General features: G+C 71.6%; 14 protein-coding genes. 4 read left to right on the forward strand and 10 right to left on the reverse strand.

What is annotated here, in order from left to right:
• Nucleotides 1–45 precede the first annotated feature (45 nt).
• Nucleotides 46–3207, reverse strand: a complete 3162-nt coding sequence (locus BLU81_RS11380; RefSeq protein WP_231954416.1) for an ATP-binding protein — start codon at nt 3205–3207, stop codon at nt 46–48.
• Between the two features lie 242 nt (nt 3208–3449).
• Here BLU81_RS11380 and BLU81_RS11385 point away from each other — a divergent pair, with 242 nt between their 5' ends.
• Nucleotides 3450–4103 carry a helix-turn-helix transcriptional regulator gene (locus BLU81_RS11385; RefSeq protein WP_092544124.1) on the forward strand — a complete coding sequence of 218 codons (654 nt, stop codon included), beginning with the start codon at nt 3450–3452 and terminating at the stop codon, nt 4101–4103.
• Between the two features lie 113 nt (nt 4104–4216).
• Here BLU81_RS11385 and BLU81_RS11390 read toward each other — a convergent pair whose 3' ends face one another.
• The 6 genes from BLU81_RS11390 to BLU81_RS11415 form a co-directional block, all read right to left on the reverse strand.
• Nucleotides 4217–6202: a BTAD domain-containing putative transcriptional regulator gene (locus tag BLU81_RS11390; protein WP_172890530.1), complete on the reverse strand. Its 1986-nt coding sequence runs from the start codon at nt 6200–6202 to the stop codon at nt 4217–4219.
• Nucleotides 6203–6328: 126 nt separating this feature from the next.
• Nucleotides 6329–7072: an RICIN domain-containing protein gene (locus BLU81_RS11395; RefSeq protein ID WP_092544128.1), complete on the reverse strand. Its 744-nt coding sequence runs from the start codon at nt 7070–7072 to the stop codon at nt 6329–6331.
• Between the two features lie 146 nt (nt 7073–7218).
• Nucleotides 7219–7917: a 4a-hydroxytetrahydrobiopterin dehydratase gene (locus tag BLU81_RS11400; protein ID WP_092544130.1), complete on the reverse strand. Its 699-nt coding sequence runs from the start codon at nt 7915–7917 to the stop codon at nt 7219–7221.
• 72 nt (nt 7918–7989) lie between these two features.
• Nucleotides 7990–8478: a cupin domain-containing protein gene (locus tag BLU81_RS11405; RefSeq protein WP_092544132.1), complete on the reverse strand. Its 489-nt coding sequence runs from the start codon at nt 8476–8478 to the stop codon at nt 7990–7992.
• A 64-nt stretch (nt 8479–8542) separates the two neighbouring features.
• Complete coding sequence (locus BLU81_RS11410; protein ID WP_092544134.1) at nt 8543–10711, reverse strand: glycoside hydrolase family 3 N-terminal domain-containing protein; 2169 nt, start codon at nt 10709–10711, stop codon at nt 8543–8545.
• A gap of 76 nt (nt 10712–10787) precedes the next feature.
• A complete protein-coding gene (locus tag BLU81_RS11415; protein WP_157751483.1) occupies nt 10788–11681 on the reverse strand; it encodes an SPFH domain-containing protein in 894 nt (297 codons plus the stop codon).
• 125 nt (nt 11682–11806) lie between these two features.
• Here BLU81_RS11415 and BLU81_RS11420 point away from each other — a divergent pair, with 125 nt between their 5' ends.
• The gene (locus BLU81_RS11420) at nt 11807–14056 is read left to right on the forward strand and encodes a helix-turn-helix domain-containing protein (RefSeq protein ID WP_092544138.1); all 2250 of its coding nucleotides are present in this window, start codon (nt 11807–11809) and stop codon (nt 14054–14056) included.
• An 84-nt stretch (nt 14057–14140) separates the two neighbouring features.
• Nucleotides 14141–14974: an alpha/beta fold hydrolase gene (locus tag BLU81_RS11425; RefSeq protein WP_092544140.1), complete on the forward strand. Its 834-nt coding sequence runs from the start codon at nt 14141–14143 to the stop codon at nt 14972–14974.
• A 42-nt stretch (nt 14975–15016) separates the two neighbouring features.
• On the opposite strand, the gene BLU81_RS11430 is transcribed toward BLU81_RS11425, so the two are convergent.
• Entirely contained in the window at nt 15017–15682 is a 666-nt protein-coding gene (locus BLU81_RS11430; RefSeq protein WP_092544142.1) for a nucleotidyl transferase AbiEii/AbiGii toxin family protein, read from the reverse strand.
• Nucleotides 15679–16035, reverse strand: a complete 357-nt coding sequence (locus BLU81_RS11435) for a hypothetical protein (RefSeq protein WP_373873317.1) — start codon at nt 16033–16035, stop codon at nt 15679–15681. Before BLU81_RS11435 ends, BLU81_RS11430 begins: the two co-directional genes overlap by 4 nt.
• 291 nt (nt 16036–16326) lie before the next feature.
• On the opposite strand from BLU81_RS11435, the gene BLU81_RS11445 reads away from it, so the two are divergent.
• Entirely contained in the window at nt 16327–16881 is a 555-nt protein-coding gene (locus tag BLU81_RS11445; protein ID WP_157751484.1) for a hypothetical protein, read from the forward strand.
• A 22-nt stretch (nt 16882–16903) separates the two neighbouring features.
• Here the strand turns inward: BLU81_RS11445 and BLU81_RS11450 are convergent, their stop codons facing one another.
• Nucleotides 16904–17395, reverse strand: coding sequence for a hypothetical protein (locus BLU81_RS11450; RefSeq protein WP_157751485.1), 492 nt, complete (start codon nt 17393–17395; stop codon nt 16904–16906).
• Nucleotides 17396–17498 lie beyond the last annotated feature (103 nt).

Here is a 17498-nt window from a genome sequence, read left to right on the forward strand (position 1 = left end):
TTGCCAGAGACAGATCATTTCCGGTACGACCGGAGTGAGCGCCCGTCAGCCGCGGGAGTCGCGCAGGTCGTCCAGCATCCGCTCGGCCTGCCCGGCGAACAGGTGTGCCGCACGCCCGGCCGACAGTGCCCGGGCTCGCTCGGCCGCGGCCCGGACCACGTCGGCGGGTTCGCCGCGAGCCTGCAGCAGCCGGGCGCGCATCAGCAGGAGCAGCCCCTCGGAGTGGCGTTCACCGTGGGTGCGCATCTCGCGATCGGCGTGGTCGAGCGCGACGGCGGCCGACCGGGTGTCGCCGGCCTTCAGGTACAGGCCGGCCAGCACGGCCAGCCAGGTGGTGTACGAAGAGCGCGGCGGGTCGAGCAGGTTGGCGGACACCAGCCGGTCCAGTTCGGCCGCGGCCGCCGCCGGGGCCCGGCCGATCATGCCCAGTCCCCAGCAGCGGGCCAGCCGGGCGTAGGTGCCGAGGAAGACGAACGACAGGCCGGGGTCGACGGCGATGCTGCGGTCCGCGATCCGCAGCGCCCACTGCGGGTCTTCGGCCAGTGCTGCCGCGATGACCGCGAACGACGCCCAGAACGTCACCGCGTACCGGTTGTCGCCCGCTTCGGCCTCCATCGTGTCGAACAGGTCCCGCGCCCGCGCGACGTCGCCGTGCAGGGTGGTCATCAGCGCGAGCATGCCGGCGGCGAGCAGTCGCAGGTCGCGTAGCAGCGGAAGGTCCTGCTTCAGCACCCGGTCCTCGGCCGCCGCCTCGGTGCACCGGGTCAGATGGCGGAACGCCTCGCCGATGTCGCCGGACTCCCACCGGTGAATGCCCCAGGCGAGCAGGCCGTAGACCCGTACCACCGGATCGCCGGACGTCTCGCCCTGCTGGCGCAGCCGCTGCGCCAGCGGGCCACTCCGGTCGACCTCGGCACCCTCGGACAGCCCGGTGAACCGGGTGAACAGGAAACTCGTGGCCTCCCGCTCGCGGCCCAGCTCACGGGCCAGGGTCTCGGCTCGTTCGAGGATCTCCGGCGGCGACCCGACGTATCCCTCCAGCATGCCCAGGACCAGGACGAGCTGCGACAGCGCGGCCAGTTCGGACTCCGCGATCCGGGCTTCCCGGGCCAGCCGCGCGGCCATCCGCAGCTGCTGCTCCGCGGTCTCGAAGGCCGACTTGCCGGTGGCCCGGTGGGCCGCGCGGACCAGCGCCGTGACGGTACGACCCGGGTCGGCGAGCGGGCCGGCCGCCCACAGATGGTGGGCGAGCCGCTCGGCCGCCGCCTCACCAGCCGGGACGGTGGACTCCAGCGCGTCGGCGATGTGCAGATGCAACTGGGGCACCAGACGCTGCGGGGTGCTCGCGGCGATCGACTCGCGGACCAGGTCGTGGGCGAAACGGACGGCGAACGGGTTGTCCGGAGCGGCCCCGAGCAGGCCCAGGGACTCCACCGGTTCGAGGTGGTCGAGGGCCGCCTGCACGTCCGTACCCGCGGCGCGCGCCAGCAGGTCGACGTCGGTCTCACGGCCGAACAACGCCGCGACCTGCAGTAACCGGCGCGCCTGGTCGCTCAGCCCGGCGATGCGGTCCTGCACGACGTCGCGGACCGTGGACGGCACGCCGGGCCGGGCGGTGGCCTCGTCGGTGAGCGTGGCACCGCCGACGGTCAGCAGCCGGGACAGTTCCCGGACGAAGAACGGATTCCCGGCGGTACGGGCGTGGATACCACGGGCCACTGCGGGCGACGGTCTACGGCCGGTCTCCCGGCGTACCAGCTCGCTCACGTCGCCCTGACCGAGAGGGCCGAGCCTGATCCGGCGGTGCCCGGCCGCCCGGCTGGCGGCGGCGAGCACCCGGGTCAGCTCGGGGCTGGGCACCGGCGCGTGGGTGCGCACCGCGCCGACCAGTGCCACGCCCGCCGGAAGCCGTGCCGCGAGGTGCCCGAACAGGTGCAACGAGGTCACGTCGGCCCAGTGCAGGTCGTCCAGGATCAGCAGCAGCGGGCGCTGGGCGGCGGCCCGGGCGGCGAGGTCGGCGACCTGCTCGAACAGGCGGAACTGTGCGCCGCCGACAGCTGGTGGCGGCGTCTCTCGGGCGGTCCCGCCGAGCGCCAGCAGCCGGTCGAGCTCACCGGCCGGCTGGTCCCCGCGGTGGGCCTCGGGCCGGGCCGCGAGGATCGCGCCGATCACCTGGATCCACGGCCACATCGACGGGGTGCCGTCACCCTCCATGCACTGGCCCCACACCACCAGCACGCCGCGCTGGCCGGCTTCGGCGGCGCCCTCCTCCACCAGGCGGGTCTTACCGGCACCGGGTTCACCCTCCACGATGACCATCCCGCTGCCGTGACTGATCGCCGGTTCGATCCCGGCCCGCAGCACGGCGAGTTCGGTGGCCCGCCCGACCAGGCCGCCGGGATCGGCGGGCGGGTCGCCTGCGGGATCCGCCGGGGCCGCGCCGAGCACTTTCTGGTACGCGGCCCGCAGGGCCGGTCCCGGGTCGATGCCGAGTTCGTCGGCGAGCCGGGCGCGGACCCGGCCGGCGAGCGCGAGCGCCTCGTCCGGGCGGCCGGACGCGCCGAGGGCGACGACGAGGGCGGCCTGCAGCGGCTCGTTGAGCGGTGCGAGGGAGGCGGCCAGCCGCAGCGGCCGCAGTATCTGCTGGGGACGGCCGAGCGTCACGGCGAGGTCGGCGGCGGCGATGCAGGCGACGAAGAACTCCTCGTCGAGAGCCGCGAAGATCGGTTGCGCGGCCGAGTCGTCGCCGGTCCCGCCGCCGGCCGGGCCGCGCCAGAGCCGCAGGGCAGCCGCGTACGCGTCGAGGGCCGTCTCGCGGGAGGCCGCCTCCGCCGCCGCGATACGCCGGCGGAACACGACCAGGTCGAGGACGCCGTGGTCGTCGACGAAGACGTAGCCGTTGCCGTGGCGGCGCAGGTAGGAGCTGGCGCCACGGGTGGCCGCCGCCGGTTCGAACAGCCGCCGCAGGGCACCGATGTGTTTCTGGATCACGTTGACGGCGCTGGGTGGGGCGTCGTCGGCCCACATCAGGTCGATCAGCTCGCTGACGCTGACCGGCCGTCCGGCCCGGGCCAGAAGTACGGACAGCAGGAACGCCTGCTGTGGCGGACCCGGATCGACGGTGACGTCGCCGCGCCGGACGCGCAGCGAGCCCAGGATGTGCAACCGGAGCTCGCCGCCGGATGCGACCTGATCCGGCGCTGTCACTCTGATCACTCCTGACGAGCCGCTGATGTTGCTCGATCGGGCATCGTTCCCGATCGGCCGGATACTACAGGGAACCCCGCACACCGCGTTCCTGTGCGGGTTCCTCGACATGCCCTTTCGGGCAGATCGGAGTGGCCGCCTCGTGCCCCTTCCCCGGCCTGTCCAGCCGGGCGGAAGTCGAAAGTCAGTCACGCGCCCGATCCTTGGTGGCGCGGGCGGGTCGGGAAGTCAGGAGTCGAACGATGTCGGTAACCGGAACGCCCGAGCGGATCCCGGTCACCGTGCACGGCGACGACCCGCTGGTGCTCGCGGGGTTGACCCACCATCTCCGGGCGAGCCCGCTGATCGAGGTGCGCAATCCCATGGGCGCCGGCCAGGGCCCGACGGGCGTCGCCGTCACCGCCGTCACCGCCGTCGCTGTCCTCGCTACCGAGCGCATCGAGGAGCCGGTGCTGGGTGCGCTGAGCCGTACCGGCCCGGTGGTCCTGGTGGTGCCCCGGCTCAGCGAGTCCGAGCTGCTGACCGTGCTGGACAGCGGTGTCGCGGCCGTCCTCTACCGGCACGAGGTGACGGCCGGGAGCCTGCGCGACGCGGTCCGCACGGCGGCGCGGCACGGCCGGGAACTGCCGAACGCCGCCGTCGGTCAGCTCATCGACACCGTGCTGCGGCTGCGGCGCGAGTCAGCCACCCCGGCCGAGGACATCCGGCCGCCGCGCGGACGCGAACTCGACGTGCTGCGCCTGCTAGCCGACGGCCTGGAGACCCGGGAGATCGCCCAGCTACTCGACTGCTCCGAACGCACCGTCAAGAACGTGCTGCACGGTGTCACGGCCCGCTTCCGGCTGCGGAACCGTACCCACGCGGTCGCGTACGCGCTACGCGCCGGATATCTGTAGCCGGTCAGCCGACTCCACCAGGCCGCACGTATTCTCGGCCCGCTGCGGCTGCGACGTGACGGATCTGGACACGACCCACCCGCGAACCGCTACAGCACCAGTCGCCGGCGAACTCAGCCGGACAGCCCGGCCACCGCCTCGCGGATCAGGTCTTGGGTGAACCGCACCACGAACGGGTTGCCGGGCACCGGCGCGAGCAGACCGAGCGCCGCCACCGGCTCCAGACAGTCCAGGCACGACTGCACGCCGATGCCGGCCTCCCCGGCGAGCAGCCGCAGGTCGATGTCGCGGCCGGCAAGAGCAGCGATCTGCAGCAGACCGCGAACGTTGTCGTCAAGCCCGGCCATCCGGTCGCGGACGACATCGCGCACGGTGGCCGGCACCCCGGCCCGGGCCGCGGCTTCCCGGGTGAGCACGCCGGTCTCGGCCAAATGCCGGGACAGTTCCAAGACGAGAAAGGCATTACCGGCGGTACGGGCGTAGATGTCGCGAACCACGTCACGAGTCCCGTCACGGGCCACCTCATGAGTAGGGTCGTGGCCGGTCTCGCGGCGCACCAGCTCGGCGACATCCTCCGGGGTGAGCGGCCCGAGCCGGATCCGGCGGTGCCCGGGCGCACGGCCCGCCACCGCGAGCACCCGGGTCAAGGCCGGGCTGGGCAGCGGCGCGACCGTGCGCAGCGCGCCGATCAGGACGGTACCGCGCGGCGGCCGGGTGACCAGGTGTGCCAGCAGTTCGAGGGACGTGACGTCGGCCCAGTGCAGATCGTCGAGGACCAGCACGCACGGCCGCTGCGCCGACAACTCGGCAACCAGCCCGGTGACACCCTCGAAGAGCCGGAACCTGGTGTCGTTCTCCAGCACCGTCCCGGCCGGAACGCCGTCGCCCGCCTCCATCAGGCTGCCGATCTCCCCGCCGAGCCACTTCTCGCGTGCGTCCACCGGCAGGCCGGTCAGCATCGTCCCGACGGCCTGCACCCACGGCATGCCGTCGCCTTCCCGGCATCGACCCCAGACCACCCGCACGCCGCGTCGCCGAGCCCCGGCGACGGCCTCCTCGATGAGGCGGGTCTTGCCAGCGCCCGGCTCGCCCTCGATGAACACCAGCCCGGAGCCACCACCCACCGCAGCGCCGATCGCCCGCCGCAGCTCCGCATTCTCCTGAACCCGCCCGACCAGCCCGACCCGCCCGGCGGCAGCGGCCGATGGGACGGTCGCAGACGGCGGGTCAGCCGCGGACGGAGGGTCAGCCGGGGGTCGCGAAACTGCCTTCAGAGGCGGGCCGAGCGCAGCTGGCGCACTGACTGGCTCTCGCCGCCACAGGGTCTGCCGCAGCACCCGCTGATGCGCGGCCCGCAGTTTCGGGCCAGGACCGATACCCAGCTCAGCGGCAAGCCGGGACTGGACCGCGTCGAATGTCGCGAGGGCTTCGGCCTGGCGGCCGACGGCCGCGAGTGCGGTGACGAGGCCGGCGTGCACCGGCTCGTGCAGCGGGTCCATCGCCGTGGCCAGCCGCAGTGCGGCCAGAACTTCCTGCGGCCGGTCGAGGGCCACCGCGAGGTCGGCTGCCTCGACGGCGGCGCCAAGGAACTCTCCGTCGAGCGCGGCGAAGGCCGGGATCCCGGCGGCGCTGTGCCGCATGCCCTTCGCGGCCGGCCCGGACCACAGGCTCAAAGCCTTGGCGTAGGCGTCGAGCGCCGCACCACCACAGGCCTTGGCGTAGGCGTCGAGCGCCACACCACCGTGGGTTGAGCGGGCCGTGGTGACGAGTTGGCGGAACGCGACGACGTCGGCTACCTCGCCGTCACCGGCGAACAGGTAGCCGGTGCCGCGCCGTTGCACGTAGGACCCGGTTCCACGTGGGGGCACCGACGGCTCCAGGAGTCGGCGCAGACCGCCGACGTGCTTCTGGATCAGGTTCACCGCGCTGGGCGGGACGTCGGTCTCCCAGATCAGGTCGACGAGTTCGCTCGTGGTGACCACCTGGCCGGCGTGTGCCAGCAGCAGAGCGAGCAGGTAGGCCTGCTGACGCGGACCGGCGTCCACCTCGACGTGGTCGTGCCAGACACGCAGCGGGCCGAGGACCTGCACGTAGACCATGCTTCCCATCCCCGAGACGCCCTGAGTTGCGGGACGCCATAGTGGCACGGGCCGGCACCCGGCCGGGAATCCGTGTGGCCCCACCGCGTCGTCAGCGAAACGGCCTTGCCGATCAGTCGAGGGCGATCAGTCGAGGGCCGGCAGCGAAGCCTTGCCCTTGTCGGCGATCACGAACGGCGTGTCGATGTCGGCGGTGCCCTCGCCGATGGTCACCGCGGCGACGCCGACGCCGGTGCCGGCGATCTCGCCGGTCGGATCCTGGATGATGAATGTGTCCGCGCCGGTCCGGATCGTGTAGGTGGGCTTGCCGTTCGACTCGCCGGTCTGCCGGAACCGGAAGATCTGGTCGCCGGCCGTGGCGTCGCAGCCGGCCGTCACCACAGTGCCGGGCCTGCCGCCGGCGCCGAGTTTCGCCGACACGCACAGCGCCTCGCCGCCGGCGCGCAGCTTGCCGGTGCGGATCTGGAACGTGTCGCCGCCGCGTGTGACCGGTGTGAGCACGAACAGCTCGTTGTCGCCGAACGCCCCGGACAGGCCGATCTTGCCGTCGTTGACGACACCGAGGGTGGCCTCACTGTTCTTCGGCAACAGGTAGACCTGGCGGGTGCCGCTGAACACGTCGCTGCCGGCACCACCACCGGCCGCAGTGGTGGTCGCTGTGGAGGCAGGGCGCGACGCGGGACTGGTGGTAACGGCGGCGGTCGTCGGCTCGGCGGCCGGAGCCGGCCACGCCGACGACGATGCCGGAATCTCCGCGAGCGACGGCGCCGCCGCCGGAGCGGGATCGCCCGTGCCGCTGTTGCAGGCGGAGGTCAGCAACAGACCGGCGAGGACCGCGGTGGCTGCGGGAACGCGAGCGGAGGAAAGCACAACGGACTCCTAAGGCAAAGGTATGTGCCGAAGTGTTTCCGCGGGGTCCGGGCCGCGACCAGCGGTGGAGGCGAACCGGTGACAAAGAGGCAGTCGCCGTGGGCCATTCCGCGCAACGGCGTGATGACTGCGGGCGAGCCGGTGGTTCACTCCTTGTTCGCAGCGGACACGTCGACGCAGACGATCCCCTGGTTGCCGTCCTGGTCGGCGATCACGGTGAGCGAGGGCGCGTTGCTGTCGTCGACGACGGTCCCGCCCGCGGCGACGGCTGCGGCGATCCGCTGCCCGGCCACTTCGGGCGCCACATAGACCTCGATGTGGAACCGCTGAACCGGCTCCTCGGCGTCCCCGAACCACAGGTTCGGCACCCGCCCGGTGGTGTCCCGGATCTCGTCGCCGGGTGACCCGTGTCCCTGGGCCTCGAGGTTCCCAGTCAGCAGGGCGGCCCACACCGGGGCGATGGTCGCGGAGTGGGCCGTGTCGAGACCGAGTTCGATCATGCTGACCGAGGCCGGGTCGGCGGCGGCCCCCTGGCCGGCGGCGATCTCGGTGATCCGCCGCGCGAGGTCGACGTCCTGCTGGGTCACCCACTGGAGAATGTGCTCGGTGCCTTCGTCGTCGCGATGGACGGCGTCGTCGGTGACCAGCTTGAGATCGACGAACCCTTTACCGATCGACACGTGCGGGTGATGGCCGAGCACATCACCCGCCTCGCCCACTGCGGCGACGAACCGTGCACCGGCGCCGAAGTCGTCGACCAGATAACGGGCATGCAGTCCCTGGGCCAGCTTGCGCCAGTCGGTCAGGTCGGCCCCGGCGATCTTCTCACCCGTCAGCATGTCCATGCACGAGGACCCTAGCCCGGATTCAGCCGCAGCGCGCGCTTCCCGCCCCTGGTCACCCGGCCCGCCCGAGGGCTACGGCTGGGATCGGTTACGCCAGGTGGGGCTGTCGAAGTAGTGGTTGTCGAACTGTTCGGAGGACGCGCCGATCTCGCTCGGTTCGGCCTCACCGCGGTAGACCCGTTCCAGCAGCCGGTAGTAGTCGAATCGGGCGATGCCGGGAGTGAACGTGACGAGGATGTCGGCATGTGCGCCGGGGACCGGCGCGAAGGCGTGCGGCAGTCTCGGGGGAATCACCAGGAGATCACCCTGCTCCAGGGTGCGGATCTCCTCGCCGGCCAGGACCAGCAACGTGCCGTCGAGAACGAAGAACGTCTCGGTCGTCTTCGTGTGGAAGTGTGGCGGCGCACCGGGCGAGCCCGGCTTGAGCAGGGACCGGTTCACGGTCAGCGCGCCGCCGGTGGCGTCCGCGTCGGCGAGTAGCGTGATGAGACTGGTGGCCCCGTCGGCGAGGGTCTCCGCGTCGGCCGCCGTGATGTGCAGGGGGGACTGATCGACGGACATCAGGTTCTTTCCTTTCTCGTACGCATCAAGGAACGGTCGCGAAATGCCGGACGGGGCCGACCGGTCAGCCGGTGACCTCGAAGGTGCCGGCCAGGTCCGCGGTGCTGCTGCCGCCGATCCAGAGGTCGAAGGTGGAGGCGTCCAGGACCGGACCGCGACTGACCGGGTGCCAGTATCGGCGATGCTCGGGACCGATGGTGAACCGTACCCGCCGGGTGTCGTTCGCCGGAATTATCACCCGCTGGAACGCTTTGAGCTCACGGGCCGGCCGGGAAGCGCCGCCGTGGCGCTGGTGCAGGTAGAGCTGGACCACCTCGGGCACCTCGCGGCCGGCGTCGTTGGTGACCTGGACGGTGACGGTCACGGTGCCGTCCAGGCCGATGGTGGTCTGGTCGACGGTGAGGTCGTGGTAGCTGATCCGGCCGTATCCGAGGCCGTGACCGAAAGCGAACAGCGGGGTGCTCGGCTCGTTGAAGTAGCGGCGGCCCTGGTTGTCCGGGTCGTGCGAGCGGGTGTGCGAGTGGATCATCGGGATCTGCCCGATGGTGCGGGGCCAGGTGAACGGCAGTCGCCCGCTGGGTGAGACGGCACCGAAGAGCAGATCGGCGACGGCGTTGCCGCCCTGGGTGCCGGGGTACCAGATGTCCAGGATGGCCGGGACGTTCTCGGCGGCCCAGCGCAGGTCGAGGGGCCGCCCGTTCATGATCAGCGCGACGGTCGGGGTGCCGGTGGCGACGACCGCCTGCAACAGGTCGAGTTGGCGGCCGGGCAGGTCCAGCGACGAGCGCGAGGCGGTCTCCCCGATCATGTTCTGCCACTCCCCCACCACGACGACGGCGACGTCCGCGGCGGTGGCGATGCGGATCGCGCGGGCGAACTCGGCGTCCGTGTCGAAGCCCGCCGGGTCGGCCTGGACCTTCGCACCGTCGCCGTCGAACATCGAGGGCACCAGGCGCTGGACCACCGGTACGCCGGCGGCGTGGTCGACACCGATCCGGTCACCGGCTGCCTGCCGGATGCCGTCCAGCACGGTGACCGTCTCGTCCAGGTCGGCGTCGAACACCCACGGGCCGAGCGTGTCGCGTTTCGAGTCGGCGAGCGGGCCGAGCACCGCGATCGATCCGAGGGTCTCCGGGGCGAGGGGCAGCAGGTCGCCCTCGTTGCGCAGCAGGACCGCCGAGCGCCGGGCGGCTTCCCGCGCGACCTGCCGGTGTTCCGGGTCGGCGAGGATCTCGCGGGCGCGGTCCTCGTCGGCGTACGGGTCGTCGAAGAGCCCGAGCCGGGCCTTCGCTTCCAGGATGCGGCGCACGCTGACGTCCAGGGCTGCACTGTCCACGGCGTGCGGGAGGTGGTCGTTGGCCGGGTCCTCGCTGGCCATCTCCATGTCGACACCGGCGGCGAGCGCGCGGGTCGCGGCGTCCGGCAGGTCGCGGGCGAACCCGTGGGTGACCAGGCTGCGCACCGCGTTGGCGTCGGTGACCACGAACCCGTCGAAGCCCCAGGTCTCGCGCAGCACCTCGGTGAACAGCCAGTGGCTGGCGGTCGCCGGCACGCCGTTGAGGTCCATGTAGGCGGTCATCACGTTGCCGGCACCGGCAACGACTGCGGCCCGGAACGGCGGGAAGTAGACGTTCCACAGTTCGTAGTCGGACAGGTTGACCTCGTCGTAGTCCCGCCCGCCGAGGGCCGCGCCGTAGCCGCCGAAGTGTTTCGGCCCGGCGATGATCCCGCCGCTCTGGAATCCGCGGACCTGCGCCGCGGCGACGGCGGCGCCCAGCACCGGGTCCTCTCCGGCGCCCTCGATGATGCGGCCCCACCGCGGGTCACGGGCGATGTCGACCATCGGAGCGAACGTCCAGTGGATGCCGACCGCCCGCGCCTCCCGGGCGGCGACGGACTGGCCGCGCTCGATGATCTCCGGATCCCAGGAGGCGGCCATCGCGATCGGCACCGGGAGGATGGTGCGCAGGCCGTGGATGACGTCATAACCGAACAGCGCGGGTACGCCGTGCCGGTTGCCGTCGATCGCCAGGCGCTGCAGCCGGTTGATCTCGGCGGGGTCGTGGACGAACAGCAGCGAACCGGCCCCGCCGCGTTCCAGCGCCGCTTCCACCGCCTTGGGCTGCTGATCCTTGCCGGGCGGTGCCGCGAAGTAGAAGTACTGGATCATCTGGCCCGCCTTCTCGGCAGCCGTCATCGTCTCCAGCAGCTCGTCGACCCGTTTGTCGGTCATCGGCTCTCCCCACGTCCACTCGGCGTTGCGTGTCCGAGGCGCACGCTACCGATGGGAGCGCTCTCAAATCCAGGGTTCAGGTCGCGGCGGGGGCGGGGATGTTCACGTTTGCGCCGTTAGGCACCGGCAGGAAGGTCGGGCAGCCCGCCCGGGTCTCACCGGTCAGGCACTGCTGCATGACCTCGTAGATCACGTAGCCGTCCGGGCCGAGCACGTCGACGAGCTTCTTGATCTGCTTGAGCTTCTCGTCGACGGTGGCGTTCTGCTCGATCACCGCCTGCCGCTGGGTGATCGCCACCTGCGCGGCGGCCAGCCCGTCCACCAGTTCCTTGCGCGGCTGCGGTTTCTGCAGGGTCAGGTTGAAGTCCACGAAATACCCTTTGCCGCCGGTCGTGGCGGACACCGCGGCACTGAGGTTGGCGTTGATGTCGGTCTCGAACCGGGTCCGGGTCTCCGGATCGTTGTAGAGCGCCATCCAGTCGTACTTCTGCGCCTCGGCGGCCAGCGCCCGGCTCAGCGGGTGGCCGATGTAGAAGCGCAGCATCTCCAGCCACGTCCCGGTGGTCTTGCCGTCCTCGTCGATCACCGGCTGGAACTTCAGCCCGATGTCCTCGTGGAACCGGCGCAGCATCCCGCCGTCCGGCTCGCAGCCGGTGTCCAGGTGGAAGGTGAGGCCACCGGCGACCGTCATCTCCTGGTTGTCCTTGGACACCACGGTGTACGGGGCGCTCTCGGAGTCGTCACTGCCGGTGAAGTCGAAGTTCCGCTGCCCGGCCGGGTAGGTGTAGTACTTCTCCCCGAGCCCGTCCCAGGCGCGGTTGTTCTGCGTCACACATTCCTGGTAAGTCGTACTGGAGAAGGAACCGGCGTCGTAGTGCAACGCCACCTGGTCGGATTCCGTGCTCACCGTGGTGCAGCCCGCCAGAAGCAGAGCCGCCACCACGACCACCGTCGAGTTCCACCGGCGCATATGGCCTCCCCGAGACGTTCCGGCCCTCAGCATAGAAATGAACGTCAATACGGCCGTCGGTGCAGAGGACGACGGTTCCGAATGTGCTTTCCTGATCTCTCGTTCAGAGTCACGGAGGTTGTACGGTGTCCGCCTTCAGTTCCCACCTGCGCGCGCTGCGGCAGGACGCCGGGATGACGATGGAACGGCTCGCGGAGACGTCGGGTGTCAGTGCCCGCGCGATCAGCGACATGGAGCGCGGGCACAGCCGGGCCGCGCAGGCGCGTACGCTCGCCGCTCTCGCCGACGGGCTCGGCCTGGACCCGCGGCAGCGCGATGAGCTGGTGGAGATCGCGCGGCAGAGCCGGTCCCGGACCGGTGCCGGGCGGCCACGCCTCTGCGAACTGCCCCGTGCGGTGGGCGACTTCGTCGGCCGGACCGCCGAGTTGGAGCAGGCCGCCGCGCTGGCCGGACCTCGGCCGCCGGACGTACCGGCGCCGGTCGTGGTGGTGCACGGGCAGGCGGGGCTCGGTAAGACGGCGTTCGCGGTGCGGCTGGCCGACGAGGTGGCCCCGGAGTTCCCGGACGGCTGCTTCTACCTGGATCTGCGAGGCACCGACGAGACCCCGATGCCGGTCGGTGAGGCCCTGATCCGGCTGTTGCGGGCCGCCGAGGTCAGCCCGCGGCGGATCGCCGAGACCGACGAGGAACGCTCCAGCCAGCTGCGGGCCGTGCTGCGTGAGCGGCGCTGCCTGTTGGTGCTGGACAACGCCGCGAACGAGGCACAGGTCCGGCCGCTGTTGCCGGGCGACGGCCCGGGGCTGGCCGTGGTGACCAGCCGACGCCTGCTCGGCGGGCTGGACGACGTGCTGCGGATCGGGTTGGAGCCGCTGGCACCGGCCGAGTCGGCACGGTTGCTGGGCGGGATCGCGGCACAGGCCGTCGACCCGGGTGCCGCCGGTGAGGTGGCGTCGGTCGCCGACTTCTGCGGGCATCTGCCGCTGGCGCTGCGGATCGCCGGGACCCGGCTGGCCACCCGCCCGGCCTGGACGGTCGCTCACCTGGTGTCCCGGCTCGCCGACGCGGACCGGCGGCTGGCGGTGCTGACCACCGGTGACACCGGGGTGGCCACCGCGTTCGCCCTGTCGCACGCGCAACTGCCGGAGGCGGCGGCCACGCTGTTCCGCAGGCTCGCGCACGTGCCGGGTGTCGACTTCGCCGCGCCGATCGCGGCCGTACTCACCGGGACCAGCCTGCCCGAGGCGGAGGACGGCCTGGACCTGCTGGTCGACCTGGGCCTGTTGCAACCCGACGGCGCCGACCGGTACCGGTTCCACGACCTGATCCGGTTGTACGCCGCGGAACGGTTGCGGATCGAGGAGCCGCCGGGCGGCCGGGCGGCGACCGCGCTACGGATGCGGGAGTGGCTGCTGGAGACCGCGATCGTGGCCGGGCGGTGGTTCGAACCGGAGTACGGATGCCTGCCCGCGGGCTGGACCGGGCTGGTGCCGCTGGCCACCGAGGAGGAGGCCGACGCCTGGTTGCAGGCCGAGTCGGACAACTGGCTGGGCGCGCTGCGCGCGGCGGCCGCCGCCGGGGACGACCGCCGGGTGGTGGACGTGGCCGAGGCGATGCACTGGTTCTCCGACCGGATGGTGTTCTGGGCCGGCTGGTACGAGGTCTACGGTTTCTCCCGGGCCGCCGCGGCCCGGCTGCCCGACCGCCTTCAGGAGCTGACCCACCTCAACTACTTCGCCTGGGCCGCCACGCACGGAGCCCGGCGGCCGCAGGAGGGCGCCGAGATCGCGATGGCGGCGTACGAGCTGGCGGTGCAGATCGGGGACCGGCGGCAACAGGGCTGGGCGTTGCAGTACGCGGGCACCGCCTGGCGATTCAGCCGGATCGACCGGGACCGGGCCCTCGCGGCGTACCGGCAGGCGCTGCAGTTGTTCGACGAGATCGGCGATCACGACGCGTACGTGCAGCAGTTCCAGGGCATCGGCCTGCTGCTGATGGAACAGGGCCGCTCGGACGAGGCGATCGAACAGTTCCAGACCGCGATCCGGGAGGTCGGTGCCCGTCCGGTGGCGACGGCACCGGCTCGGGGCGCGCTGGCCGGGGCGCACACGTTCATGGCCGAGGCCCTGGTCCGAGCGGGCCGGTGGGCTGCGGCGCTGGAAACCGCGCAGGTGGCGTTGCCGCTGGTCCGGGACTACGCGAGCACCACGATGACCGGTCAGGTGCACCTGACGCTGGCCCGGGCCCGGATCGGCCTGGGCATGCCCGCCGAGGCTCGTGACGATCTGGTGCTGGCGTTGCGGATGCTCGACGACAACCTGCCGGAACACCTCGACCTGGCCCGGGCGGAACTGGCCGCACTCGACGGTTCTGCCTAATTTCCTGCGTGGTCCCGGCCGCCGGGTATTGGTTGCATAGTGAGGAGGCGGTGCCGCTCCGGTACCCCGTACGAAAGGACCCTCATGGGTTTTGTCACCACGGCCGACGGCACGCAGATCTACTTCAAGGACTGGGGCGCCGGCCGGCCGGTCGTGCTCAGCCACGGCTGGCCGCTGAACTCCGACAGCTGGGAGGCGCAGCAGTTGTTCCTGGCGAGCAACGGCTACCGGGTGATCGCCCACGACCGTCGTGGTCACGGCCGGTCCGAGCAGACCTGGCACGGCAACGAGATGGACACGTACGCCGCGGACCTGGCCGCCGTGATCGAGCACCTCGACCTGCGGGACCTCACCCTGATCGGGTTCTCCACCGGCGGCGGCGAGATCTCCCGCTACATCGGCAACCACGGCACCGCCCGCGTCGCCCAGGCGGTGCTGGTGTCGTCCGTACCGCCGCTGATGTTGCAGACCGACGACAACCCGGGCGGTCTGCCGCTGTCGGTGTTCGACGGCATCCGGGCCGGTTCGCTCGCCGACCGCTCGCAGCTCTACCAGGACTTCGCGAACGGCCCGTTCTTCGGCGCCAACCGCCCCGGCGCGCAGGTGTCGCAGGGCATGAAGGACGCGTTCTGGCTGCAGGGCATGACCGCCGGGCACCGCAACACCTACGAGTCGATCGCCGCGTTCTCGGCCACCGACTTCCGCGGCGACCTGGCCAAGTTCGACGTTCCCACCCTGGTCATCCACGGTGACGACGACCAGGTCGTGCCGTTCGAGGCGGCCGGCAAGGCGTCGGCGGCGCTGATCAAGGGCGCCGAGCTGAAGGTGTACGCGGGTGCGCCGCACGGCATCACCGACACCCACAAGGACCAGCTCAACAGCGACCTGCTGGAGTTCCTGAACTCGTACGCCGCCTGATCCCGGCCTCCGGTGCCGCCCTCGCGGCGGCGCCGGGCACGGTCAGCGCGGCCACCCGGCGAACCGGGCCCGGATCGCCACCGCTCCGGCCGCGTCGACACCGTAGGCGACGAAGGCCCGGTCCGGGGTCCGGTCCAGACGCCGGCCGGCCGCGGTGACGTCCTCGTCCTCCAGCGCCGGATCGACTCGGCGCGCGGCGTCCAGCAGTTGCCCGGCGTCGCGGTCCGCCAGGAACACGGCCACGTCGATGAAGTCGCGGACCTCGGCCCGGCCGACCAGCGCCGCCACCTTCCACGCCAGCAGGTCCTCGACCGCCATGACCGGGCCGATGTCGAGCACCACCGGCGGGTACGACCGGTCCAGAAACCCCAGACTCACCCGTAACCCGTCCCGATCGTCCGGGTCGCGGAACACCGTCAGCTCCGCCATCTGGTAGGCCATCCCGGCGATCAGTTCCGCCAGGTCACTGTCATGATCGACCGCTTCGACCCGCAGACCGGCGCGCACCAGCGCATCCGTCACCGCCGCGGTCGCCGCGGCCACCGAGCCCTCCCCGGACGCGAACAGGTCGACGTCCTCGGTCGGGCGGACGACCAGGCCGTGTTCGATCAGGGCGAGACCGCCGCCGAGGACGAATCCGTACCGGTACGCGGCCGTCAGCGCCGTTCGTGCCACCAGCTCGTGAAACGGGTCGGGACGGTCGGTCAACCCGCGACCCGCACCGCGGCCAGCACCGGATGCCGCTGCTCCCACGCCGCGCGGACGCCCCGGGGCAGGAACAGCTCGGCCCACACCCGCGAGAGCACTCCGGCGTTCAGCATGGTCCGCAGCTCGTCCCATCGGACGGCTTCCCGGAGCACGATCTCGCACATCCGGGGGCGGTCGTAGTCGTCGGCGAGGTCGAACCGGCGGTCCCGCGGCGGCAGCCACAGCATCCGGTGCGGCAGTTCCACCACTCCGGTGTCCGGGCCGCGCAGCTCAGCGAGGTCGGCGACGACCAGCACCGCCCGGCCGGGCCGGGCCGCCGGCCGGCTCGGGGAACTGTGCAGCACCGATGTCATGCCCCCAGCGTAAGCGACCCGCCACTTCATCCACCAGGACGGCGCCCGGACCGGCTGGTTCACCGGACCCGGCGGCCGTTCCGGCGGACCCCGAATGGGCCTGTCCGGAAACCCGCCGGGCAGATCTCGGACGGGGGTTCGTTCCTGTGCTGCCGTGCCGGAGCCATGACGAGGGTGCGATACCTGCTGGTGTCCGGCCCGGACAGCAGCAACCGAGCCGCAACCGGAGACGCAACCGGTTCGAACCCACGGCCGGCAAGCATGGAGGCTCCCGAGCTGAGGAGCTTCTCCATGCGGATGCGCCGTACCGCTGTCGCCCTTGCCATGGCCACCGCCGTCGCTGTCCCCGCCGTCACCACCGGCATGGTCGCGTACGCCCAGACGAGTTCGCCGTCCGCCACAGGCCACATGTCGGCGGCTGAGAAGCCGACCGCGAAGCCGACCCGGAGCCCGTCCAAGAAGGTGAAGGTGAAGTTCTCGGCGACCGGCACGGTGACCACGGTCGACGCCGCGGCGAGCACGATCGCCCTCGTGGTGAAGGGCGGCACGAAGGACGTCAAGGGCAAGACCGTCACCGTCAGCGTCCCGACGAGCGTGCGGATCCTGCTGAACGGCAGGAAGGTACAGCTGAGCGCCCTCATGGCCGGGCAAAAGATCACCGTGACCGGCACCCGGATCGACACCGCTTACACCGCCGCGAAGATCCAGGCGACGGGCAAGGACAAGAACAAGCCGGCACCGACGCCGAGCGCCACCGCCACACCCACCACGCCGGCGTCGCCGACCGCTACACCGTCAGCGTCGCCGACCGAGTCCGGCGACCCGGAGACAGCCGAGGCGCCGTAGGTGCGAGACCCCACGGCCGCTGTCAGTTCCGGAGTCCGGTGAGAGAGGAAGCCTGGGGCGTGGCGATGTCAACGTCATCGAGCGGCACGCCGGCGACGGCGTTCGTGGTGACGTGCCGGAAGTGGCTGAACAGGAACGGCGGCGGGCCCGCCAGCCGAGCCGATGCGGAAGTCACCGCGTCGGCATCCGCGATGTACGGGGCACGCTCGGCGTCCCGCGACGGTGTCGCCGGGTACCAGACCTGTGCCATCAGCTCTCGATGGGCGGCCGGGTCGGCGGTGAAGAGCTCGGGCCTGGCCTGATCCACCCAGTGGTAGGTCACGGTGCCGATGCCGTAGCGCCCGGTCGGTACCGGGAAGTGAAACACCGGCAATGCCACTGACACGACCAGCATGATCACGCCCCCCGCCAGACCGGCGACCGTCGCGGTGCGCACGATCCACACCCGGGCGTCGAACCGCCCCACCATCGGCCGACGCAGTAGCCGGACAAACGGCAACACCAGTGCCAGCACGTACGCGGGTACCACCTGGCACCGGAAGTCTTCGGGTGGTGAGCCCACTGACGCACGACGGGGTCAGGTTGTTGTCAGGTCTCTCGACGGAACTTCGTGTTCC

Origin of the sequence: Actinoplanes derwentensis (assembly GCF_900104725.1) — a bacterium.
GTDB classification, from domain to species: Bacteria; Actinomycetota; Actinomycetes; order Mycobacteriales; family Micromonosporaceae; genus Actinoplanes; species Actinoplanes derwentensis.